Genomic DNA, 23,003 nt, shown 5'->3' with positions numbered 1-23,003 from the left:
AACCTGGTGGTTACCGTTTTGCATTTACCTGCCATTCTCATCCAGCGCAAACGTCGGCAGCTTCAGGTGCCAGCGTATCGCCGCTAAACGTATCACCAGCGTCACGACCATACCCAGCATGGCCGCATTTTCCAGCGGAACCGCAAAGGTGTAATACGCCGTAGCGTGAACGATCCCGCCAATTATGCAGGCAGTGGCATAGATTTCAGTCCGCAGGATCATCGGCACTTCACGCGCCAGGATATCGCGAATGATCCCGCCGCCAACGCCGGTCAATACGCCCATGCAGATTGCCACCATCGGGCCGGTACCCGCATTAAACGCTTTATTGACGCCAATACCGACAAACACGGCGAGACCGACGGCATCCAGCACCGGCAATATCCATTTTGGCAGTCTGCGAGGCTGGCGCACCAGCACGATGGTCAACAGACAGGTCACCATCGCCACCACCAGATCGGTGGGATCTTTCACCCAAAATACCGGGCCATTTGCCAGCGCCATATCGCGAATTGTCCCGCCGCCAACGGCGGTCACCACGCCCAGCACCAGCACGCCAAACGGATCCATGCGTAGTTTTCCGGCGAGCAGGACGCCGGAGATAGCAAAAACGGCTGTGCCAAGAATATCCAGCCAATAAACGAGCATCGTTAAATCCTCGAACGTATGTTAATGACCCTCTGCCAGGGCGGCACAGAGCTGTTTTGCGGCGAGGATAATACGCGGGCTGGCGCGTTCAAACCAGTCGCCGTTGAGCGGGATCACCGGAATTTTTAGCTGACTCTGCCAGAATTGTTTAATTTTAGGAATCTCGCTCGCATTTCCGACCACGACGATGGCCTGTGGCTGGCGCGCCAGAACCTGCTCACGGCTCACCTGAGGCCACGGCACACGGCTGGCAGCAAAGATATTTTCCCCGCCGCACACTTCCAGCACCTGGTTCTGAATCGAGCCTTTTCCGGTGGTGAACAGCGGCTGGCTGCCGAACTGCAGGAAGATGCGCTTTTTAACAGGGGTATCGTATCGGGCTTTCAGCGCGGCGTAGTCACTGAGCATCTGCTTCGCCGCAGCCTCGGCCTTTTTCGGCGTGGGGCTGTAAGGTGCCAGGGCGCGCAGCGCCTGAGCGACCTGCTCAATGCTGACGGCGTCAACCCACATGACCTTGATGCCAAGCGAGATAAGCTGGTTGACCTGCCGCTCGGCGTTACCGCCGCGCCAGGCCAGCACGAGATCCGGTTTAAGCGCCACAATGCGCTCAAGGTTCATCCCTTGCCAGGTTGCTACTTGTTCAATGCCGGCCGCCTGTGGGGGGTAATCCGAAAAGCTGCTCACGCCAACGGGCGTGATCCCGGCGGCAAACGCCAGCTCGGTGTTGGCGGGAGAGAGGGTAATCACACGCGGCGCGGCGAACAGCCACGCCGGTGCGAGGAGGAGCAGGGCGACCAGCGCCCTGAGAGACGGTTTAGCCACGTGCCAGGTTCTGTACCAGGCGTTCCACCATCACGGTGGACTGTTTTGCCGCAACGGCCAGGAATTCGTCAAAGCTGATGTGGGACTGCTGATCTGCCACGTCCGAGATGGCGCGCACCACCACGAACGGTACGCTGAAGTTATGGCAAACGTGCGCAATTGCGGTGGCTTCCATCTCAACGGCGACGGCCTGCGGGAAGTTATGACGGATTTTCGCCAGTCCGACGGAACCATTGATGAACGCATCGCCGCTGACAATCAGGCCGCGTACCGCGTTGAGGTTGAGCTCAGCAATACAAGTTTCAGCCGCGGCAATCAGTTTATCGTCAGCTTTGAACCCTGCCGGGCAGCCCGGAAGCTGACCGTACTCGTAACCGAACGCGGTGACGTCGGCGTCGTGGTAGCGCGCTTCGTCTGAGACAACGATATCGCCCACTTTCAGCGTCGGCGCCAGGCCGCCCGCAGAGCCGGTATTAATGATCACGTCCGGCTTGCAGCGCTCAAGCAGCAGGGTCGCACCCAGCGCAGCAGCCACTTTACCGATGCCTGATTTCAGCAGAGCCACGTCAACACCGTTCAGCTGGCCGGTGTAGATCTCACAACCCCCCAGAGTGAGGGTCTGACGGTTCTCAATTTTGTCACGCAGCAGCGTAACTTCTTCTTCCATTGCACCAATAATGCCGATTTTCATAGATTTACTCGCGATGTGCCTTGTTAAGATGCATAGTCTATCATGCGGTTAAGGGGAAACGCATTCTCACGCGGGGGAGCACATGTCACCAATCGATTTTCGTACCAAAATTAACTGGCACCGACGTTTCCGTTCGCCGCAGGGCGAAAAGAGCGAACATGAGATCCTGCGTATCTTCGAAAGCGATCGCGGCAGGATCATTAACTCGCCCGCCATCCGGCGCTTGCAGCAAAAGACTCAGGTGTTCCCGCTGGAGCGTAACGCCGCGGTACGCACGCGCTTAACCCACTCCATGGAAGTCCAGCAGGTCGGGCGTTATATCGCCAAAGAGATTTTAAGCCGCCTTAAAGAGCAACGTTTACTGGAAACCTACGGCCTGGATGAGCTGACGGGGCCTTTCGAGAGCATCGTTGAGATGGCCTGCCTGATGCATGACATCGGCAACCCGCCTTTTGGCCACTTCGGCGAGGCGGCTATCAATGACTGGTTTAAACAGCGGCTTTACCCGACGGATGCGGTAAGCCAGCCTCTCAGTGATGACCGCTGCATCGTGCGCGATTTACGCCTGCGTGAGGGCGAAGAAGGGCTAAACGATCTGCGCCGCAAAGTGCGCCAGGATTTGTGTCACTTCGAGGGCAACGCGCAGGGGATCCGGCTGGTCCATTCCCTGATGCGCATGAACCTGACCTGGGCGCAGGTCGGCTGCATACTGAAATATACGCGTCCCGCGTGGTGGATGGGGGAGACGCCCGCGTCCCACAGTTATTTAATGAAAAAGCCGGGCTATTACCTTTCCGAAGAGGCCTATATAGAACGGCTACGTAAAGAACTTTCCCTGACGCCAAACGGCCGCTTTCCATTGACGTGGATTATGGAAGCCGCTGACGATATTTCCTATTGCGTGGCCGACCTGGAAGATGCCGTTGAGAAAAGGATATTCAGCGTCGAGGAGCTTTATCAGCATCTTTATGCAGCATGGGGAACCCATGAAAAAGGATCGCTGTTCGCGCAGGTTGTCGAAAATGCCTGGGAAAAATCGCGCTCAAATACGTTAAGCCGCAGTACGGAAGATCAGTTCTTTATGTATTTGCGGGTCAATACATTAAATAAACTGGTGCCGTATGCCGCCTCGCGCTTTATTGATAATTTACCGTTGATCTTCAGCGGGGAATTCAATCATGCGCTGCTGGAAGACGACAGCAGCTTCAGTCAGCTTCTTGAACTTTATAAGCATGTGGCGATGCGGCATGTGTTCAGCCATCCTGACGTTGAACAGCTGGAACTGCAGGGATACCGGGTAATCAGTGGGTTACTGGAGATTTATTCTCCCTTGCTCAACCTGACGACGGACGAGTTCAGTGAGCTGGTGGAAAAAGAGCGCGTGCGGCGAATTCCTATCGAATCCCGGCTTTACCAGAAACTTTCTACCCGTCATCGGCTGGCGTATGTCGAAGCGATTGGCAAACTGGATCGGCAATCATTCCAGTGGCCGGTAATGGAATATTATTATCGCTGCCGTCTTATCCAGGACTATATCAGCGGCATGACCGATTTGTATGCCTGGGACGAATACCGCAAGCTCATGGCCGTGGAATAATTCCGGAGTTTTGTAAAGACGGCCAATAAATTTTTACCTTTTCCATAAACTTATGGCCGGAACTAAGCGGTATAAAATGAATCTGAGTTACACAGCAATTTTGCGTTACCTGTAAATCGAGATTGAGAAACATGAAAAAAACCACATTAGCAATGAGTGCACTGGCTCTGAGTTTAGGTTTAGCACTGTCTCCTCTGACTGCTACTGCAGCCGAGACCGCGTCGTCGGCAGCAACCGCGCAGCAGATGCCAAGCCTGGCACCGATGCTCGAAAAAGTGATGCCATCGGTGGTGAGTATTAACGTTGAAGGTAGCACAACCGTCAATACGCCGCGTATGCCGCGTAACTTCCAGCAGTTCTTCGGTGACAATTCACCGTTCTGCCAGGACGGTTCGCCATTCCAGAGTTCTCCGTTCTGTCAGGGCGGTGGCGCAGGGGATGACGGCCAGGGCGGCGGCCAGCAACAGAAATTCATGGCGCTTGGTTCAGGGGTAATTATTGATGCGGCGAAAGGCTACGTCGTGACCAATAACCACGTTGTTGATAACGCTAACAGCATTAAGGTTCAGTTGAGCGATGGCCGTAAGTTCGACGCCAAAGTGGTCGGCAAAGACCCGCGCTCCGACATCGCGCTGATCCAGATTCAGGATCCGAAAAACCTGACGGCGATTAAAATTGCCGACTCCGATGCGCTGCGCGTGGGTGACTACACCGTCGCTATCGGTAACCCGTTCGGTCTGGGTGAAACCGTGACCTCCGGCATCGTCTCTGCGCTGGGCCGTAGCGGCCTGAATGCGGAGAACTATGAGAACTTCATCCAGACGGATGCGGCGATTAACCGCGGTAACTCCGGCGGTGCGCTGGTGAACCTGAACGGTGAGCTGATCGGTATCAACACCGCAATCCTGGCACCGGACGGCGGTAACATCGGGATCGGCTTTGCTATCCCGAGCAACATGGTGAAAAACCTGACTGCACAGATGGTGCAGTACGGCCAGGTGAAACGCGGTGAGCTGGGTATTATGGGTACCGAGCTGAACTCCGAGCTCGCAAAAGCGATGAAGGTGGATGCGCAGCGCGGTGCATTCGTCAGCCAGGTTATGCCTAACTCCTCAGCGGCGAAAGCGGGTATTAAAGCGGGGGATGTGATCACCTCCCTGAACGGTAAGCCGATCAGCAGCTTTGCTGCCCTGCGCGCGGAAGTGGGCTCTATGCCGATTGGTAGCAAAGTGACCCTCGGCCTGCTGCGTGACGGTAAACCGGTTAACGTGAGCCTTGAGCTGCAGCAGAGCAGCCAGAATCAGGTGGATTCCAGCACTATCTTCAGCGGTATTGAAGGGGCTGAGATGAGCAACAAGGGCCAGGACAAAGGCGTTGTGGTTAACAACGTGAAGGCGAACAGCCCGGCTGCCCGTATCGGCCTGAAAAAAGGTGATGTGATCATGGGGGCTAACCAGCAGCCGGTGAAAAACATCGCTGAACTGCGCAAAATTCTCGACAGCAAGCCGTCCGTGCTGGCGCTGAATATCCAGCGTGGTGACACTTCCATTTACCTGCTGATGCAGTAATCCTCTTAAGCCCCTGTACGCAGGGGCTTTCTCGTTTCTGTGACACTTACCACAACTCCATACTTCCCCCTCCCGCTTTGTGCATATGCACAATGCAGCCGTCGCTGAACTTCCTTATGCTTGAGCTCTGCTCACAGGAGGGTTACATGGCTGGCTGGCATCTCGATACCAAAATGGCGCAGGATATTGTGGCGCGTACCATGCGCATCATTGATACCAACATCAACGTGATGGATGCTCGTGGGCGCATCATTGGCAGCGGCGATCGTGAGCGTATTGGTGAATTGCACGAAGGTGCGTTGCTGGTGCTCTCTCAGGGGCGCGTGGTCGATATCGACGATGCGGTAGCGAAACACCTGCACGGCGTACGCCAGGGGATCAACCTGCCGCTGCGTCTGGAAGGGGAAATTGTCGGCGTTATCGGCCTGACGGGTGAACCGGATTCCCTGCGGAAATACGGCGAACTGGTCTGTATGACGGCGGAAATGATGCTTGAGCAGTCGCGCCTGATGCACCTGCTCGCCCAGGACAGCCGTTTACGCGAAGAGCTCGTAATGAACCTGATACAGGCGGAAGAGCATACGCCTGCACTCAGCGAATGGGCGCAGCGTCTGGGGATCGACCTCAACCAGCCGCGCGTGGTGGCGGTGATTGAGGTCGACAGCGGGCAGCTTGGCGTAGACAGCGCGATGGCTGAGCTGCAGCAGCTACAAAATGCCCTGGCGACGCCGGAGCGCGACAACCTGGTGGCGATCGTCTCGCTGACGGAAATGGTGGTACTCAAACCGGCGCTCAATGCGTTTGGCCGCTGGGATGCGGAGGATCATCGCCGCCGCGTGGAGCAGCTGATCTCCCGGATGAAGGAGAATGGTCAGCTGCGTTTTCGCGTTGCGCTGGGCAATTACTTTACCGGCCCGGGCAGCATCGCCCGCTCCTGGCGTACCGCGCGCACCACCATGATGGTGGGCAAGCAGCGGATGCCGGAGAGCCGCAGTTATTTCTATCAGGATCTGATGCTGCCGGTGCTGCTCGACAGCCTGCGTGGCGGCTGGCAGGCCAATGAACTGGCGCGGCCGTTAGCGCGCCTGAAAGCGATGGACAACAATGGCCTGCTGCGCCGGACGCTGCAGGCGTGGTTTCGCCATAACGTGCAACCGCTGGCGACCTCAAAAGCGCTGTTTATTCACCGCAATACGCTTGAGTACCGGCTAAACCGGATCTCAGAGCTGACGGGGCTGGATTTGGGGAACTTTGACGACAGGTTGCTACTGTATGTGGCGCTGCAGCTGGACGAGCAGAGATGACTGAGTGCGGTCTGGTGCCCTCACCCCATCCCTCTCCCTGAGGGAGAGGGCGCAAACACTAAAAACTGCAATCAGGGAATGCCGTTTTGCTTTTATTTCCGCGTTAATTTCTCAAGATCCGCTTCAATCTCGCTGATCTTGTTGGTGACAACACTTTCAAGGTGACGCAAATCATCGAGGATCTTACGTTTGAGATCGACTTCAGTGCGATCGCGCTGGCAAATCTGATCGAGTTCATCGATCACGTAGCGCAGGTTAGGGCTGATTTCCTGCACTTCTTTGTACCCTTGTCCTACGCCGTCAGCGACGACGGTCTTACGCTGGCGTGGATATTTAAACTTCACGCTCTTGGCGAAAAACTCTCCTTTATCCTTGTGAAAATAGATTTTTAAAATGTCGTTGTTGGCTTCCTGGCGAAGGCTGTAACGATCGATTTCATCAGGATTGGTAATGCCCAGACTTTTCAGATTATCGTACATAGCGGTACCCTTATCTCAACATAACCTTTGAATAATTAACGAAAAAATTCCTTTTTGCCACCCTCTGATGTAAAAAAAGCGGGGTCGATCCTGATTACATTTCACTGAAATTACCGGGCAGGGAAGGTGCATTGCCCCCACTCGTTTATTGTTGTTTTTAACGACTACGTCAAGTGGAAATCAATGGAATACATGAATCTCCCCTCACAACACTAACGCGGCATCGCGATAGCTGCGAGAAAAGGCGAGCGAGACGGGTATTCAAAAGCGGGGAAATGAGGCAAAGTTATCGCACTGAAGCGTAGCCCGCGGGGATAATGACATGTCAGGACGCATTGATTATCAGATTGAAAAATACAGCTTTGGCGCCGCAGAGGAGAGCCCAAGGCTCACGCACCAGTGGGCAGAAGTTGCCGCAGAATGCCGCCAGCTGAAGGCCGGAGCGGAAGAGCGTTTACGCATTGCCTTGCTGAACGTGGATTATGTCACCAGCTTCGAGCTGCCGTTCCGACTGGTGCTAACCCGGGCACCGCAGCTTATCGCCGGGCTGCGCGATGAGTTTCAGCTGAACCAGAAGAACGTTATTTTTAACGGCAAGCGCTTTGGCTGCGTGTACAGCCTGAAAGCCGATCTCAATGCGATTCCCGAGGCTTTTCAGTACCGTATGAGCACCCGCATTCGACGGATCGATCCCACCGGGCTTACTGCAGAGCCTTTCCGGCAGATTGCCAAAGAGGTAAAAGCGCCGCGTGAGCGACTGAAGCTGGCGCTGGAGTCGGGGCTGGCGGTGACCGCGCTGGACGGGCTGTTCTGGCTGGGTAGCCAGCGTATGGCAGCGGATATCGCAGGGTTGCGAAAAAAGGGAATGGCGATCGCGACAGCGGAAACGGACGTCTTTGATGATTATACCGGGACGCACAGGCGGGTCCCGGTTTATCAACGCGTCGGGGATTAGTCGATGGTGCGCAGCAGTTCGTTGATGCCTACTTTACCGCGGGTTTTCGCATCCACTTTCTTCACGATAACCGCACAGTACAGGCTGTATTTGCCATCTTTAGACGGCAGGTTGCCGGAAACCACCACGGAGCCCGCAGGTACGCGACCGTAGTGCACTTCGCCGGTTTCGCGATCGTAAATACGGGTGCTCTGACCGATATAAACGCCCATGGAGATCACGGAACCTTCTTCCACGATCACGCCTTCCACCACTTCAGAACGCGCGCCGATGAAGCAGTTGTCTTCGATGATGGTTGGGTTAGCCTGCAGTGGCTCCAGAACACCACCGATGCCGACGCCGCCGGACAGATGAACGTTTTTACCGATCTGCGCACAGGAGCCGACGGTTGCCCAGGTATCAACCATTGTACCTTCATCCACGTAGGCACCGATGTTCACATAGGAAGGCATCAGCACGGTGTTGCGTGCGATGAACGCGCCCTGACGGACTGCCGCCGGTGGCACCACGCGGAAGCCTTCTTTCTGAAAACGCGCTTCGTCGTAATCCGCGAATTTCATTGGTACTTTATCGAAGTAGCGGCTTTCTGCTCCGTCGATAACCTGGTTATCGTTGATACGGAAAGAGAGCAGCACGGCCTTCTTCAGCCATTGATGAGTGACCCACTGACCGTCGATTTTTTCTGCCACGCGCAGGGCGCCGGAATCCAGCAGGGAAATAACCTGGTTTACCGCTTCACGGGTCACGGTATCCACATTTGCCGGGGTGATCTCGGCGCGACGCTCAAAAGCGGACTCAATAACGTTCTGTAACTGCTGCATTGTTTACTCTTTCCATTTCACTAAAAAACACGTCACCCTTTATCGTTTGGATTGAGGGCTGCTGTCAACCGTTGTTGCACTTCAAGCTGCAGGTCATTATTAAGGGCACGCCGGTCGGCCGTCGCGATTATAAATAAATCTTCTACTCGCTCTCCAATGGTTGTAATTCGGGCGCCATGAAGCGAAATTCCCAGATCGGCAAAAACCTGGCCGACGCGGGCAAGCAGCCCTGGCTGGTCGAGCGCGATCAGCTCCAGAAACGATTTACGATCGGTATGGGTCGGCAGGAAATTGACCTCGGTATCGACGGTAAAATGACGCAGCTTCGCCGGCTGGCGACGCGGCTGCGGTGGCTGCCAGCTGCGCTGGGTAATCGCCTGCTCCAGACCGAAGCGTATCCCTTCATGCCTGTCCGACGAGAGCGGACTGCCGTCCGGCTCCAGCACAATAAAGGTATCCATCGCCATGCCGTCGCGGGTGGTAAAAATCTGCGCGTCGTGAACGCTCAGGTTACGCCTGTCCAACTCGGCGCAGACGGCTGCAAACAGATAAGGCCGGTCCGGGCTCCAGATGAAGATTTCCGTTCCGCCGCGCGTGGCCTGCGGACTGAGCAGGATCATCGGCTGTGACAGATCGTGCTTCAGCAGGTGCCGCGCGTGCCAGGCAAGCTGATTTGGGCTGTGGCGGACAAAGTAGTTGGCACGACAGCGCGCCCAAATCTGATGCAGCGCCTCTTCATCAATATTATCCATCCGCAGTAGCGCCAGCGCCTGCAGCTGGTGATGGCGCACGCGTTCGCGCATGTCCGGGGTGTTTTGCATCCCGCGTCGCAGCTGTTTTTCGGTGGCGAAGTAGAGCTCGCGCAGCAGGCTCTGCTTCCAGCTGTTCCACAGCGTTTCGTTGGTGGCGCAGATATCCGCCACCGTCAGGCAGACCAGATAGCGCAGACGGTTTTCCGTTTGCACCTCTTCGGCGAACTGCTTAATAACCTCCGGATCCTGAATGTCGCGACGCTGGGCGGTAACCGACATCAGCAGGTGATGGCGCACCAGCCAGGCCACCAGCTGCGTTTCGCGCGAGTTCAGGCCGTGCAGCTCGGCAAATTTCAGGACGTCCTGTGCGCCCAGCACTGAATGATCGCCGCCGCGACCTTTGGCGATGTCATGGAACAGGGCAGCAATCAGGATCAGTTCCGGGTGAGTCAGACGCGGCCACAGTTCCACGCACAGCGGGTGGCGGGAGCGCGTCTCTTCTTTGGCAAAGCTTTCCAGCTTGAGCATTACGCGGATGGTGTGTTCATCCACCGTATAGGCATGGAACAGATCGAACTGCATCTGCCCAACGATGTGTGACCACTGCGGCATATAGGCCCACAGCACGCTGTGGCGGTGCATCGGCAGCAGCCCGCGGCTGACGGCACCCGGATGGCGGAGCATGCTCAGGAACAACGAGCGCGCTTCCGGGATGTAACACAAAGGCTGCGTCAGATGGCGGCGCGCATGACGCAGATGACGCAGGGTGGTGGAGTAGATCCCGGTGATCGTGCTGTTGCGCACCATGGTGTAAAACATCCGCAGGATCGCTTCCGGCTCGCGAATGAACAACGTTTCGTCGCGCAGATCGATAAGCGTACCACGCAGCTGGAATTCATCGTCAATCGGGCGCGGCTTTTCGTCCGCCGTCAGGGCAAGGATCGCTTCATCAAACAGCTGTAAGAGCATCTGGTTCAGCTCGGTGACCCGGCGGGTGACGCGGAAGAAATCCTTCATCATCTGCTCAACCGGCTCGTTGCCTTCGCCCTGGTAGTTCAGACGCTGCGCCACGCTGAGCTGACGGTCAAACAGCAGGCGGTTATCGTAGCGGGTGACTTCCAGGTGCAGGGCAAACCGGATGCGCCACAACAGGTGCAGACACTCGTTCAGTTCGTTACGCTCGGCCTCGGTCAGGAAGCCGAAGCCGACCATCTCGTCCATCGAGGTGGCGCCAAAATGGCGACGGGCGACCCACTGCAGGGTGTGGATATCGCGCAGGCCACCGGGGCTACTCTTGATATCGGGTTCGAGGTTATAGCTGGTGCCGTGATAGCGCTGGTGGCGCTGGTTTTGTTCCTCAACTTTTGCGGCGAAGAATTTTTCTGAGGGCCAGAAGCCGTCGCTGAAGATGTGCTTTTGCAGCTCCAGGAACAGCGCGACGTCGCCAATCAGCAGGCGGGTTTCAATCAGGTTGGTGGCGACGGTCAGGTCGGATAATCCTTCCAGCAGACACTCTTCCAGGGTGCGCACGCTATGGCCCACTTCCAGCTTGACGTCCCAGAGCAGGGTCAGCAGCTCGCCGATTTTCTGCGCCTGCTCGTCCGGCAGCTTTTTGCGGCTTAAGATCAGCAGGTCGATATCGGAAAGCGGATGCAGCTCCCCCCGGCCATAGCCCCCGACGGCAACCAGCGCGACGTCGCTCACCTGCCCGAAACCGTAGTCGATCCACAGACGCTGCAGGAGCTGGTCGATAAATTCAGTGCGGGCTTCAATGAGCTGCTCGGCAGAGACGCCCGCGTCGAACGCGCTGCCAAGCCAGCGGTGGAAAACATCCATATGGGCTTTGATATGCGCGCAGGTTAGCTCTTGCGGCGGCCAGACGCCCGGGTTATCGGGCTGGTCGGGGAGGGTGGGAAGTGCTGTGTTAGCATACTGTTCGGGTAATAGATTACTCATCGTGCGCCACCCATAAGAAAAAGCTATCGCCATTAAAAAAGCCGGCATTCGCCGGCTTCTTATCACTCAATGTTCGTCAGTATCGCCGGGATGGTGTCATCCTTGCGCAACGTCATAATTTCGCAGCCGTTGTCTGTTACCACAATAGTATGCTCGTACTGGGCAGACAAGCTTCTGTCTTTGGTTTTCACCGTCCAGCCATCTTTCATGGTGCGGATGCGGTAGTCACCGGCGTTGACCATCGGTTCGATGGTGAAGGTCATGCCTTTTTGCAGCACCACGCCGCCGTCATCGGCATCATAATGCAGAACCTGCGGTTCTTCATGGAAGACGCGGCCAATGCCGTGACCGCAGTATTCGCGCACCACGGAGAAACCTTCTGCTTCCACGAATTTCTGAATTGCGGCACCGAGGGTGCGCAGGCGAATACCCGGCTTAACCATTTTCAGCGCCAGATACAGGCTCTCTTGCGTCACTTTGCACAGACGCTCGCCCAGAATCGTTGGTTTGCCAACGATGAACATTTTTGAGGTGTCGCCGTGGTACTCGTCTTTAATGACGGTGACGTCGATGTTGACGATATCGCCATCTTTCAGCAATTTTTCATCGTCCGGAATGCCGTGGCACACTACTTCATTAATAGAGATGCAGACGGATTTCGGGAAACCGTGGTAGCCGAGGCAGGCGGAAACCGCATGCTGCTCGTTCACGATATAGTCGTTACAGATACGGTCCAGCTCACCGGTGCTGACGCCCGGCTTCACGAACGGCTCGATCATTTCCAGCACTTCCGCGGCCAGACGACCGGCGACGCGCATCTTTTCAATTTCTTCAGGTGTCTTAATAGAGATAGCCATGTAATCTGTCCATCGGTGTCGATTTTTTCGACAATACTAGTCTAAGTGTCGTCAATGGTATCAGTCAGGCACACCCCGTGCCAAATTGAGAATCATTAACAGCACACTCCGCCAACAACTGTTGGTTTCTGGTCGTGTTTTGTGGTATAAAGCGCGCCGGACTTCCGATCCATCTCAGATACACAGGCTGGACGGAAGCGACAAATCTCACTTTGTGTAACAACACACACGTATCGGCACATATTCCGGGGTGCCCTTCGGGGTCGGTAATATGGGATACGTGGAGGCATAACCCCAACTTTCAATATAGAGGTTTTAAAACATGGCAACTGTTTCCATGCGCGACATGCTCAAGGCTGGTGTTCACTTCGGTCACCAGACCCGTTACTGGAACCCGAAAATGAAGCCTTTCATCTTCGGCGCGCGTAACAAAGTTCACATCATCAACCTTGAGAAAACTGTACCAATGTTCAACGAAGCCCTGGCTGAGCTGAACAAGATCTCTTCCCGTAAAGGTAAGATTCTGTTCGTTGGTACTAAGCGCGCTGCAAGCGAAGCTGTGAAAGATGCTGCTAACAGCTGCGACCAGTTCTTCGTGAACCATCGCTGGTTGGGCGGCATGCTGACCAACTGGAAAACTGTTCGTCAGTCCATCAAGCGCCTGAAAGATCTGGAAACCCAGTCTCAGGACGGTACTTTCGACAAGCTGACTAAGAAAGAAGCGCTGATGCGCACTCGTGAACTGGACAAGCTGGAAAACAGCCTGGGCGGTATCAAAGATATGGGCGGCCTGCCAGACGCGCTGTTCGTAATCGATGCAGACCACGAGCACATCGCTATCAAAGAAGCTAACAACCTGGGTATCCCGGTATTCGCTATCGTTGATACCAACTCCGATCCGGACGGTGTTGACTTCGTTATCCCGGGTAACGACGACGCAATCCGTGCTGTTAGCCTGTACCTGAGCGCTGTAGCTGCTACCGTTCGTGAAGGCCGTTCCCAGGATCTGGCTTCTCAGGCGGAAGAAAGCTTCGTAGAAGCTGAATAATAAGGTTTTACCCCTTATTAGTACCGTGTATGAATAGGGGCCCATTACCGGCCCCTTTTTTCAATTTACACTGTTTGGCCTCCGGCCGGGCAGTTCACATCTCCCGAGGATTTAAGAATGGCTGAAATTACCGCATCCCTGGTAAAAGAGCTGCGCGAGCGTACTGGCGCAGGCATGATGGATTGCAAAAAAGCGCTGACTGAAGCGAACGGCGACATCGAGCTGGCAATCGAAAACATGCGTAAATCCGGTGCGATCAAAGCAGCTAAGAAAGCAGGCAACGTTGCTGCTGACGGCGTGATCATCACTAAAATCGACGGCACCTACGGCATCATTCTGGAAGTTAACTGCCAGACTGACTTCGTTGCTAAAGATGGCGGTTTCCAGGCATTTGCGAACAAAGTACTGGACGCAGCTGTTGCTGGCAAAATCACTGACGTTGAAGTTCTGAAAGCACAGTTCGAAGAAGAACGTGTTGCGCTGGTTGCTAAAATCGGTGAGAACATCAACATCCGTCGCGTATCTTCCCTGGAAGGCGAAGTACTGGGTTCTTACCAGCACGGCGCACGTATCGGTGTTCTGGTTGCGGCTAAAGGCGCTGACGAAGAGCTGGTTAAACAGCTGGCAATGCACATCGCTGCAAGCAAACCAGAATTCGTTAAGCCAGAAGACGTGTCTGCTGAAGTGGTAGAGAAAGAGTACCAGGTACAGCTGGACATCGCGATGCAGTCTGGTAAGCCAAAAGAAATCGCAGAGAAAATGGTTGAAGGCCGCATGAAGAAATTCACCGGCGAAGTTTCTCTGACTGGCCAGCCTTTCGTTATGGATCCAAGCAAGTCTGTTGCTCAGCTGCTGAAAGAGCACAACGCTGACGTAACTGGCTTCATCCGCTTCGAAGTGGGCGAAGGCATCGAGAAAGTTGAGACTGACTTCGCAGCAGAAGTTGCTGCAATGTCCAAGCAGTCTTAATGATTGAAAAGGAGCCGCCTGAGGGCGGCTTCTTTTTGTCACCCTTCACAGGAAATCAGACAGGCTCCAGTATCGCTGTGCTGATTTGCGGCATATCATGTCGCCAGAATTAACCCCATCTTAATCGTTGACAGTCTCAGGAAAGAAACATGGCTACCAATGCAAAACCCGTGTACAAACGCATTCTGCTTAAGCTGAGTGGCGAAGCGCTGCAGGGATCGGAAGGCTTCGGTATTGACGCAAGCATCCTTGATCGCATGGCACAGGAAATCAAAGAACTGGTCGAACTGGGTATCCAGGTTGGCGTGGTCATTGGCGGTGGCAACCTTTTCCGTGGTGCTGGTCTGGCGAAAGCGGGGATGAACCGCGTTGTGGGCGACCACATGGGTATGCTGGCAACCGTGATGAATGGTCTGGCAATGCGTGATGCGCTCCATCGCGCCTACGTGAATGCCCGCCTGATGTCCGCGATTCCCCTGAATGGCGTATGCGATAATTACAGCTGGGCAGAGGCCATCAGCCTGCTGCGCAACAACCGCGTGGTGATCCTCTCCGCCGGTACGGGTAACCCGTTCTTCACCACCGATTCCGCTGCCTGCCTGCGCGGTATCGAAATCGAAGCCGACGTGGTACTGAAAGCGACCAAAGTAGACGGCGTGTTTACTGCCGATCCGGCAAAAGATCCTTCAGCGACCATGTACGATCAGCTGAGCTACAGCGAAGTGCTGGATAAAGAGCTGAAAGTGATGGATCTTGCCGCCTTTACGCTGGCTCGCGACCACAAACTGCCGATCCGTGTCTTCAACATGAACAAGCCTGGCGCACTGCGTCGCGTGGTCATGGGCGAAAAAGAAGGCACTTTGATCACGGAATAATTTCCGTCGACGATAAATACAGGTAAGATTCCGCATTACTTTGTAGTGATATCTTACCTGGACGCGCCTTTGGCGTTGTCATGAATTAAACGCGACTATACTTAGCACACCTGTAGCGCTGTGCTGGCGGATAGTCTGCCTGAGACAAGTTTTCAAGGATTCGTAACGTGATTAACGACATCAGAAAAGATGCTGAAGTACGCATGGACAAATGCGTAGAAGCGTTCAAAAACCAAATCAGCAAAATCCGTACTGGCCGTGCTTCCCCAAGCCTGCTGGATGGCATCATCGTAGAATACTACGGTACGCCAACCCCTCTGCGTCAGTTGGCGAGCGTAACGGTTGAAGATACCCGTACGCTGAAAATCAACGTCTTCGATCGCTCTATGAGCCCGGCCGTTGAGAAAGCGATCATGGCGTCTGACCTGGGTCTGAACCCAAGCTCTGCGGGCGCTGATATCCGCGTTCCGCTGCCTCCACTGACGGAAGAACGTCGTAAAGACCTGATCAAAGTGGTTCGCGGTGAAGCTGAGCAGGGTCGTGTTTCCGTGCGTAACGTACGTCGTGACGCGAACGATAAAGTGAAAGCACTGCTGAAAGAAAAAGAGATCAGCGAAGATGACGATCGTCGTTCTCAGGACGACATTCAGAAAATGACCGACGCGGCCATCAAGAAAATTGATGCGGCGCTGGCAGAAAAAGAAGCGGAACTGATGCAGTTCTGATTTCTGTCGTACACTGATAAACGCCGTTCAGAGGGACTTCGGGTCTTGCTGGCGGCGTTTTGCTTTTATCTGGTCTAACTTTTTTCGGGCATCTCATGAAGCATTTAACACTCCTCGGCTCAACCGGCTCCATCGGTTGCAGTACTCTCGACGTCGTCCGCCATAATCCTGAACTTTACACCGTGACAGCGCTGGTGGCTGGTAAGAATGTGCAGCGTATGGTCGAGCAGTGTCTGGAGTTTGCGCCCCGCTATGCGGTGATGGATGACGAAGAGAGCGCGCGTCTGCTGAAAGCACAGCTGCGTGAGAAGGGCAGCCGAACCGAGGTGCTAAGTGGCCAGCAGGCGGCCTGCGAGATGGCGGCGCTGGATGAGGTTGATCAGGTTATGGCGGCCATCGTCGGGGCAGCCGGGCTGCTGCCGACACTTGCCGCGATCGATGCGGGTAAAGATGTTTTGCTCGCCAATAAAGAGTCTCTTGTCACCTGCGGCCGCCTGTTTATGGACGCGGTAAAACAGCGCGGGGCGCGACTTTTACCGGTCGACAGCGAGCACAACGCCATTTTTCAGAGTTTACCGCAACCTTTTCAACAGAACCTGGGGTACGCTGACCTGGAGCAGAATGGCGTGGTGTCGATTCTGCTTACCGGGTCTGGTGGCCCGTTCCGTGAAACGCCACTGTCTGAACTGCGCGCAATGACGCCGGATCAGGCGTGCCGTCATCCGAACTGGTCAATGGGGCGTAAAATCTCCGTGGATTCTGCCACCATGATGAACAAAGGTCTGGAATACATTGAAGCTCGCTGGCTGTTTAATGCGTCGGCGAAACAGATGGAAGTACTGATCCACCCGCAGTCGGTGATTCACTCGATGGTGCGCTATCAGGATGGTAGCGTGCTGGCACAGCTGGGCGAGCCGGATATGCGTACGCCGATTGCCCATTCAATGGCGTGGCCAAACCGGGTGAAATCCGGCGTGAAGCCGCTTGATTTCTGTAAGCTCAGTTCTCTGACGTTCAGTGAACCAGACTACGATCGTTATCCTTGTCTGAAGCTTGCAATGAATGCTTTTGACCAGGGACAGGCGGCGACCACGGCACTGAATGCAGCCAATGAAATCACCGTTGACGCATTTCTGAATCAGCAGATCCGTTTTACCGATATTGCGACCTTAAATTTATCGGTACTGGAAATGATGGATTTGCGCGAGCCACAAAGCGTGGAAGAGGTGCTGGCGGTGGATACAGCTGCTCGTGATATTGCACGTAAACAGGTGACACGTCTCGCAAGCTGGTGATAAAGCAAGCACTAGTGGTCGTGCTATTTGTTAGCGTTGGGCTTCAGTGATATAGTCTGCGCCACCTGATCGCAGGAATTTGACTTTATGTGGTCAGGTAAGCCGTGGTTTGACACGGCTTTTTTATGTACAGGCTTAAGTATTCCTGAGTACCGTTAAATCCTTTTCAGGGACAAAAAACGCGTTATGTTGTCTGCGAATCAACCAATAAGCGAAAACTTGCCAGCTCATGGCTGCCGTCATGTAGCAATTATTATGGATGGCAATGGGCGCTGGGCGAAAAGACAAGGGAAAATACGAGCCTTTGGGCATAAAGCAGGGGCGAAATCTGTTCGCCGCGCCGTCTCTTTTGCCGCCAATAACGGCATTGATGCGTTAACGCTCTATGCTTTTAGCAGTGAAAACTGGAATCGACCTCCGCAGGAAGTGACCGCGTTGATGGAATTGTTTGTGTGGGCGCTAGACAGCGAAGTAAAAAGCCTGCACCGCCACAACGTACGCCTGCGCATCATTGGCGATACCAGTCGTTTTAACTCACGTTTGCAGGAACGGATTCGTAAAGCAGAAGCGCTGACGGAAAATAATACTGGTCTGACGCTCAACGTTGCGGCGAATTACGGTGGACGCTGGGATATTATCCAGGGCGTTCGGCATCTGGCCGAACAGGTTCAGGAAGGGCTGTTGAGACCCGACCAGATTGATGAAGAGGCGCTGAGCAAGCAAATCTGCATGAATGAACTGGCACCTGTGGATTTGGTAATTAGGACAGGGGGGGAACATCGCATAAGTAACTTTTTGATATGGCAAATTGCCTATGCTGAACTTTACTTTACGGATGTTCTTTGGCCCGATTTTGATGAACAAGACTTTGAAGGTGCGCTGCATGCCTTTGCCAATCGAGAGCGTCGTTTCGGCGGCACCGAGCCAGGTGGCGACAAAGCCTGATGGGGGTAGCTTTTGCTGAAGTATCGCCTGATTTCCGCTTTTGTTTTAATACCCATTGTCATTGCGGCGCTGTTTTTACTGCCCCCGGTGGGATTCGCCATTGTTACGCTGGTGGTGTGCATGCTCGCCGCGTGGGAATGGGGACAGTTTAGCGGCTTTACCTCGCGCAGTCAGCGAGTATGGCTTGCGGTACTTTGTGGCTTAATCCTGGCCATAATGCTGTTTACGTTGCCTGAATATCATCATGATATTCATCAACCGCTGGTTGCCGGCTCCTTGTGGGTGTCGTTGGCCTGGTGGGTTGCTGCGCTGTTGTTGGTGCTTTTTTATCCAGGCTCAGCCGCAATCTGGCGTAATTCTAAAGTGCTGCGACTGATTTTTGGTTTGCTCACCATTGTTCCCTTTTTCTGGGGAATGGTCGCGCTGCGCGCCTGGCACTACGACGAAAACCACTACAGCGGTGCGATCTGGCTGCTTTATGTGATGATTCTGGTCTGGGGGGCTGACTCCGGGGCGTATATGTTTGGTAAACTGTTTGGCAAACATAAGCTGGCACCGAAGGTTTCTCCGGGCAAAACCTGGCAAGGCTTCATCGGCGGCTTGTTTACGGCAGCGATCATCTCCTGGGGCTATGGCGTCTGGGCAGATCTGGCAGTGGCGCCGTCAATACTGCTGGTGTGCTCGATTTTTGCGGCACTTGCCTCAGTGCTCGGTGATTTAACCGAAAGTATGTTTAAGCGTGAAGCAGGGATTAAGGACAGCGGACATCTTATTCCAGGGCATGGCGGTATACTGGATCGCATTGACAGCCTGACAGCGGCTGTTCCAGTATTTGCTTGCCTGCTTTTACTGGTATTCGGGACGATTTAACGGAAGGTTTTATGCTGAGCATTCTCTGGAATCTGGCGGCGTTCATTGTTGCACTGGGTGTACTGATTACCGTGCATGAATTTGGCCATTTCTGGGTTGCTCGCCGTTGTGGTGTGCGGGTAGAGCGATTCTCCATTGGTTTTGGCAAATCACTCTGGACGCGCACCGACCGTCACGGCACGGAATTTGTCATCGCCCTTATCCCGCTTGGCGGCTACGTCAAAATGCTCGACGAACGCGTTGAGCCTGTCGCCCCCGAGCTACGACACAGCGCGTTCAATAACAAAACCGTTGGACAACGCGCCGCCATCATCGCTGCCGGACCGGTAGCCAACTTTATCTTCGCGATTTTCGCTTACTGGCTGGTGTTTATCATCGGCGTCCCAGGCGTGCGTCCGGTTGTAGGGGAAATTGCCCCTGACTCCATCGCGGCGAGTGCGCAAATTACCTCCGGGATGGAACTTAAAGCGATTGATGGCATCGAAACCCCTGATTGGGATGCTGTGCGACTGCAGCTGGTAGCCAAAATAGGCGATCCGCAGACCACCATCAGCGTATCGCCGTTTGGATCAGACGCGCGTCAGGACAAAGTACTGGATTTACGCCACTGGCGTTTCGAGCCAGACAAAGAGGATCCCGTTGCTGCGCTGGGCATTCGTCCCCGCGGCGCGCAGATTGAGCCGGTATTAGCCGAAGTACAGGCAAATTCGGCGGCGAGCAAAGCGGGTTTGCAAGCTGGTGATAGGATCGTTAAAGTCGATGGTCAACCATTAACAGAGTGGATGACCTTTGTTACTCTGGTGCGCGATAATCCGGGGACGTCCCTCGCGCTGGAAGTTGAAAGGCAAGGCAGTCCGCTTTCGCTGACGCTGATCCCGGATACGAAGTCGGTCGGCAAAAAGGCAGAAGGGTTCGCAGGCGTTGTGCCAAAAGTGATCCCGCTGCCAGATGAGTACAAGACAATACGCCAGTATGGGCCGTTCAGCGCCATTCTTGAAGCCACGGATAAAACATGGCAACTGATGAAGCTGACGGTCAACATGTTGGGGAAATTGATAACCGGTGATGTGAAACTGAACAACCTCAGTGGGCCAATTTCGATTGCTCAGGGGGCTGGGATGTCAGCGGAGTTCGGGGTGATTTACTATCTCATGTTCCTCGCGCTCATTAGCGTGAACCTTGGGATAATCAACCTGTTCCCGCTTCCCGTTTTAGACGGGGGTCATCTGCTGTTTTTAGCGATTGAAAAACTAAAAGGCGGACCGGTATCCGAGCGAGTTCAAGACTTTAGTTATCGCATTGGCTCGATTTTGCTGGTGCTGTTAATGGGGCTTGCACTTTTCAATGATTTCTCTCGGTTGTAAGAGAGTGTTAGGAAGAACGCATAATAACGATGGCGATGAAAAAGTTGCTCATAGCGTCGCTGCTGTTTAGCAGCGCCACCGTATACGGTGCTGACGGGTTCGTAGTGAAAGACATTCATTTCGAAGGCCTCCAGCGTGTCGCCGTTGGTGCGGCCCTCCTCAGTATGCCTGTGCGCCCCGGCGATACGGTTAATGATGATGATATCAGTAACACCATCCGTGCTCTGTTTGCCACCGGCAACTTCGAGGATGTCCGCGTCCTGCGCGATGGTGATACGCTGCTGGTACAGGTAAAAGAACGTCCAACGATCGCCAGTATCACTTTCTCCGGCAACAAGTCGGTGAAAGATGACATGCTCAAGCAAAATCTTGAAGCATCCGGTGTCCGTGTGGGCGAGTCTCTGGACCGCACAACCCTTTCAGACATTGAAAAAGGTCTGGAAGACTTCTACTACAGCGTCGGTAAATACAGCGCCAGCGTGAAAGCGGTTGTCACTCCGCTCCCGCGTAACCGTGTTGACCTGAAGCTGGTCTTCCAGGAAGGTGTTTCTGCGAAGATCCAGCAGATCAACATCGTGGGTAACCACGCGTTCAGTACCGACGAACTGATCTCGACCTTCCAGCTGCGCGATGAAGTGCCGTGGTGGAACGTGGTTGGCGATCGTAAATACCAGAAACAGAAACTGGCGGGCGATCTTGAAACCCTGCGCAGCTATTATCTGGATCGCGGTTATGCCCGTTTCAACATCGACTCGACTCAGGTCAGTCTGACGCCGGACAAGAAAGGTATCTACATTACGGTTAACATCACTGAAGGCGATCAGTACAAGCTTTCAGGTGTAGAAGTGAGTGGTAACCTGGCGGGGCATTCTGCTGAGATCGAATCGCTGACCAAAATTCAGCCGGGCGATCTGTATAGCGGCTCTAAGGTAACCAAGATGGAAGACAGCATTAAGAAGCTGCTCGGCCGCTATGGTTATGCCTACCCGCGCGTACAGACTCAGCCGGAAATCAACGACACGGATAAAACCGTTAAGCTGCACGTTAACGTTGATGCGGGCAACCGTTTCTACGTGCGTAAGATCCGCTTCGTCGGTAACGACACCTCTAAAGACTCCGTTCTGCGTCGCGAAATGCGTCAGATGGAAGGGGCATGGTTGGGTAGCGACCTCGTTGACCAGGGTAAAGAGCGTCTGAACCGTCTGGGCTATTTTGAAACCGTGGACACTGAAACCCAGCGTATCCCGGGCAGCCCGGATCAGGTTGATGTCGTTTATAAAGTGAAAGAGCGTAACACCGGTAGCTTTAACTTCGGTGTGGGCTACGGCACTGAAAGCGGCGTCAGCTTCCAGGTGGGTGTCCAGCAGGATAACTGGCTGGGTACGGGTTACTCTGTGGGTATTAACGGTACCAAAAACGACTACCAGACCTACTCTGAGTTCTCCGTTACCAACCCATACTTCACCGTTGACGGTGTGAGCCTGGGCGGTCGTATCTTCTATAACGACTTTAAAGCGGATGACGCGGATCTGTCTTCCTACACCAACAAAAGTTACGGTGTGGACGGAACGCTTGGCTTCCCGGTGAACGAATACAACACCCTGCGTGCGGGCTTAGGTTATGTGCATAACGACCTGTCCAACATGCAACCGCAGGTGGCGATGTGGCGTTATCTGGACTCTATCGGCCAGTCTGCAAGCACATCCAGCGATGACAACGGCTTTGCGGCAGATGACTTCACCTTCAACTACGGCTGGACTTACAACCGTCTTGACCGTGGTTACTTCCCAACGGAAGGTTCTCGCGTCAACCTGAACGGTAAAGTCACCGTACCGGGCTCCGATAACGAGTTTTATAAGCTCACGTTGGATACCGCATCCTACTTCCCGATCGATGACGACCATAAGTGGGTGGTTCTGGGTCGTACCCGTTGGGGCTATGGCGATGGCTTAGGCGGCAAAGAGATGCCGTTCTATGAAAACTTCTATGCCGGTGGTTCAAGCACCGTGCGTGGCTTCCAGTCCAACAACATTGGTCCGAAAGCGGTTTATTACGGCGGCAATGACGAAGATAACTGCGCAAGCCGTGATCCAAAACAAGTATGTAGCTCTGATGATGCGGTGGGCGGTAACGCTATGGCCGTGGCCAGCCTGGAGTTCATCACCCCAACGCCATTTATCAGTGATAAATACGCGAACTCGGTCCGAACGTCCTTCTTCTGGGATGCGGGTACGGTGTGGGACACGAACTGGCAGAACACCGATCAGATGCGTGCTGCTGGCGTACCAGACTACAGCGATCCGAGCAATATTCGCATGTCTGCCGGTATCGCATTACAATGGATGTCACCGCTGGGGCCGTTGGTCTTCTCCTACGCCCAGCCGTTTAAGAAATACGATGGAGACAAAGCGGAGCAATTCCAGTTTAACATTGGTAAAACCTGGTAATAATCCGCTGCAATG

At 54.4% G+C, this 23,003-nt stretch carries 20 protein-coding genes; 13 read left to right on the top strand and 7 right to left on the bottom strand.

Annotated elements, in window-relative coordinates; all coding sequences use genetic code 11:
• Positions 1–24: 24 nt before the first annotated feature.
• From ACWKXT_RS21460 to mtnN, 3 genes are read right to left on the bottom strand one after another with little or no spacing between them, the layout of a single operon-like run.
• Positions 25–648: a TRIC cation channel family protein gene (locus ACWKXT_RS21460; protein WP_080328745.1), complete on the bottom strand. Its 624-nt coding sequence runs from the start codon at positions 646–648 to the stop codon at positions 25–27.
• Positions 649–669: 21 nt separating this feature from the next.
• Positions 670–1,470 carry a vitamin B12 ABC transporter substrate-binding protein BtuF gene (gene btuF / locus ACWKXT_RS21455; RefSeq protein WP_454533359.1) on the bottom strand — a complete coding sequence of 267 codons (801 nt, stop codon included), beginning with the start codon at positions 1,468–1,470 and terminating at the stop codon, positions 670–672.
• Positions 1,463–2,161: a 5'-methylthioadenosine/S-adenosylhomocysteine nucleosidase gene (gene mtnN / locus ACWKXT_RS21450; protein ID WP_454528306.1), complete on the bottom strand. Its 699-nt coding sequence runs from the start codon at positions 2,159–2,161 to the stop codon at positions 1,463–1,465. The genes btuF and mtnN overlap by 8 nt, the downstream gene beginning before the upstream one ends.
• Before the next feature lie 82 nt (positions 2,162–2,243).
• On the opposite strand from mtnN, the gene dgt reads away from it, so the two are divergent.
• The 3 genes from dgt (at position 2,244) to cdaR (ending at position 6,630) form a co-directional block, all read left to right on the top strand.
• A complete protein-coding gene (dgt, locus tag ACWKXT_RS21445) occupies positions 2,244–3,758 on the top strand; it encodes a dGTPase (RefSeq protein WP_454528305.1) in 1,515 nt (504 codons plus the stop codon).
• Positions 3,759–3,889: 131 nt separating this feature from the next.
• Positions 3,890–5,326, top strand: coding sequence for a serine endoprotease DegP (degP, locus tag ACWKXT_RS21440; RefSeq protein WP_454528304.1), 1,437 nt, complete (start codon positions 3,890–3,892; stop codon positions 5,324–5,326).
• A 146-nt stretch (positions 5,327–5,472) separates the two neighbouring features.
• Positions 5,473–6,630 carry a DNA-binding transcriptional regulator CdaR gene (gene cdaR / locus ACWKXT_RS21435; RefSeq protein WP_454533358.1) on the top strand — a complete coding sequence of 386 codons (1,158 nt, stop codon included), beginning with the start codon at positions 5,473–5,475 and terminating at the stop codon, positions 6,628–6,630.
• Between the two features lie 92 nt (positions 6,631–6,722).
• On the opposite strand, the gene ACWKXT_RS21430 is transcribed toward cdaR, so the two are convergent.
• Positions 6,723–7,109 carry a DUF3461 family protein gene (locus ACWKXT_RS21430; RefSeq protein WP_014168696.1) on the bottom strand — a complete coding sequence of 129 codons (387 nt, stop codon included), beginning with the start codon at positions 7,107–7,109 and terminating at the stop codon, positions 6,723–6,725.
• A 322-nt stretch (positions 7,110–7,431) separates the two neighbouring features.
• Here ACWKXT_RS21430 and ACWKXT_RS21425 point away from each other — a divergent pair, with 322 nt between their 5' ends.
• Positions 7,432–8,064, top strand: coding sequence for an ECs1377 family protein (locus tag ACWKXT_RS21425; protein ID WP_080328750.1), 633 nt, complete (start codon positions 7,432–7,434; stop codon positions 8,062–8,064).
• On the opposite strand, the gene dapD is transcribed toward ACWKXT_RS21425, so the two are convergent.
• The 3 genes from dapD to map all read right to left on the bottom strand — a co-directional run bounded on the left by dapD (position 8,061) and on the right by map (position 12,450).
• Entirely contained in the window at positions 8,061–8,885 is an 825-nt protein-coding gene (gene dapD, locus ACWKXT_RS21420; RefSeq protein ID WP_008501915.1) for a 2,3,4,5-tetrahydropyridine-2,6-dicarboxylate N-succinyltransferase, read from the bottom strand. The genes ACWKXT_RS21425 and dapD overlap by 4 nt on opposite strands.
• A gap of 32 nt (positions 8,886–8,917) precedes the next feature.
• Entirely contained in the window at positions 8,918–11,593 is a 2,676-nt protein-coding gene (gene glnD / locus ACWKXT_RS21415; RefSeq protein ID WP_454528301.1) for a bifunctional uridylyltransferase/uridylyl-removing protein GlnD, read from the bottom strand.
• A 62-nt stretch (positions 11,594–11,655) separates the two neighbouring features.
• Entirely contained in the window at positions 11,656–12,450 is a 795-nt protein-coding gene (map, locus tag ACWKXT_RS21410) for a type I methionyl aminopeptidase (protein WP_028015578.1), read from the bottom strand.
• Positions 12,451–12,772: 322 nt separating this feature from the next.
• Between map and rpsB the strand changes: the two genes are divergently transcribed.
• The 9 genes from rpsB (at position 12,773) to bamA (ending at position 22,988) form a co-directional block, all read left to right on the top strand.
• Positions 12,773–13,498 (top strand): 30S ribosomal protein S2, encoded by a 726-nt coding sequence (gene rpsB / locus ACWKXT_RS21405; protein ID WP_003856207.1) that lies wholly within the window; start codon positions 12,773–12,775, stop codon positions 13,496–13,498.
• 117 nt (positions 13,499–13,615) lie between these two features.
• Positions 13,616–14,467 (top strand): translation elongation factor Ts, encoded by an 852-nt coding sequence (tsf, locus tag ACWKXT_RS21400; RefSeq protein WP_028015579.1) that lies wholly within the window; start codon positions 13,616–13,618, stop codon positions 14,465–14,467.
• Between the two features lie 149 nt (positions 14,468–14,616).
• Positions 14,617–15,342 carry a UMP kinase gene (gene pyrH, locus ACWKXT_RS21395; RefSeq protein ID WP_008501910.1) on the top strand — a complete coding sequence of 242 codons (726 nt, stop codon included), beginning with the start codon at positions 14,617–14,619 and terminating at the stop codon, positions 15,340–15,342.
• A gap of 167 nt (positions 15,343–15,509) precedes the next feature.
• Positions 15,510–16,067, top strand: a complete 558-nt coding sequence (frr, locus tag ACWKXT_RS21390) for a ribosome recycling factor (protein WP_003856180.1) — start codon at positions 15,510–15,512, stop codon at positions 16,065–16,067.
• Between the two features lie 95 nt (positions 16,068–16,162).
• Complete coding sequence (gene ispC, locus ACWKXT_RS21385) at positions 16,163–17,362, top strand: 1-deoxy-D-xylulose-5-phosphate reductoisomerase (protein WP_454528300.1); 1,200 nt, start codon at positions 16,163–16,165, stop codon at positions 17,360–17,362.
• 186 nt (positions 17,363–17,548) lie between these two features.
• Positions 17,549–18,307 carry a (2E,6E)-farnesyl-diphosphate-specific ditrans,polycis-undecaprenyl-diphosphate synthase gene (ispU, locus tag ACWKXT_RS21380; protein WP_028015581.1) on the top strand — a complete coding sequence of 253 codons (759 nt, stop codon included), beginning with the start codon at positions 17,549–17,551 and terminating at the stop codon, positions 18,305–18,307.
• Positions 18,308–18,319: 12 nt separating this feature from the next.
• The gene (gene cdsA, locus ACWKXT_RS21375) at positions 18,320–19,177 is read left to right on the top strand and encodes a phosphatidate cytidylyltransferase (protein WP_454528299.1); all 858 of its coding nucleotides are present in this window, start codon (positions 18,320–18,322) and stop codon (positions 19,175–19,177) included.
• Positions 19,178–19,188: 11 nt separating this feature from the next.
• Positions 19,189–20,541 (top strand): sigma E protease regulator RseP, encoded by a 1,353-nt coding sequence (gene rseP / locus ACWKXT_RS21370; protein ID WP_061099167.1) that lies wholly within the window; start codon positions 19,189–19,191, stop codon positions 20,539–20,541.
• Between the two features lie 29 nt (positions 20,542–20,570).
• Positions 20,571–22,988, top strand: a complete 2,418-nt coding sequence (gene bamA, locus ACWKXT_RS21365; RefSeq protein ID WP_454528298.1) for an outer membrane protein assembly factor BamA — start codon at positions 20,571–20,573, stop codon at positions 22,986–22,988.
• The last annotated feature ends 15 nt before the right edge of the window (positions 22,989–23,003 follow it).

Source organism: Enterobacter sp. UPMP701 (assembly GCF_053709515.1).
Note: the sequence above shows the minus strand (reverse complement) of the source record. Positions and strands in the feature narration are given on the sequence as shown.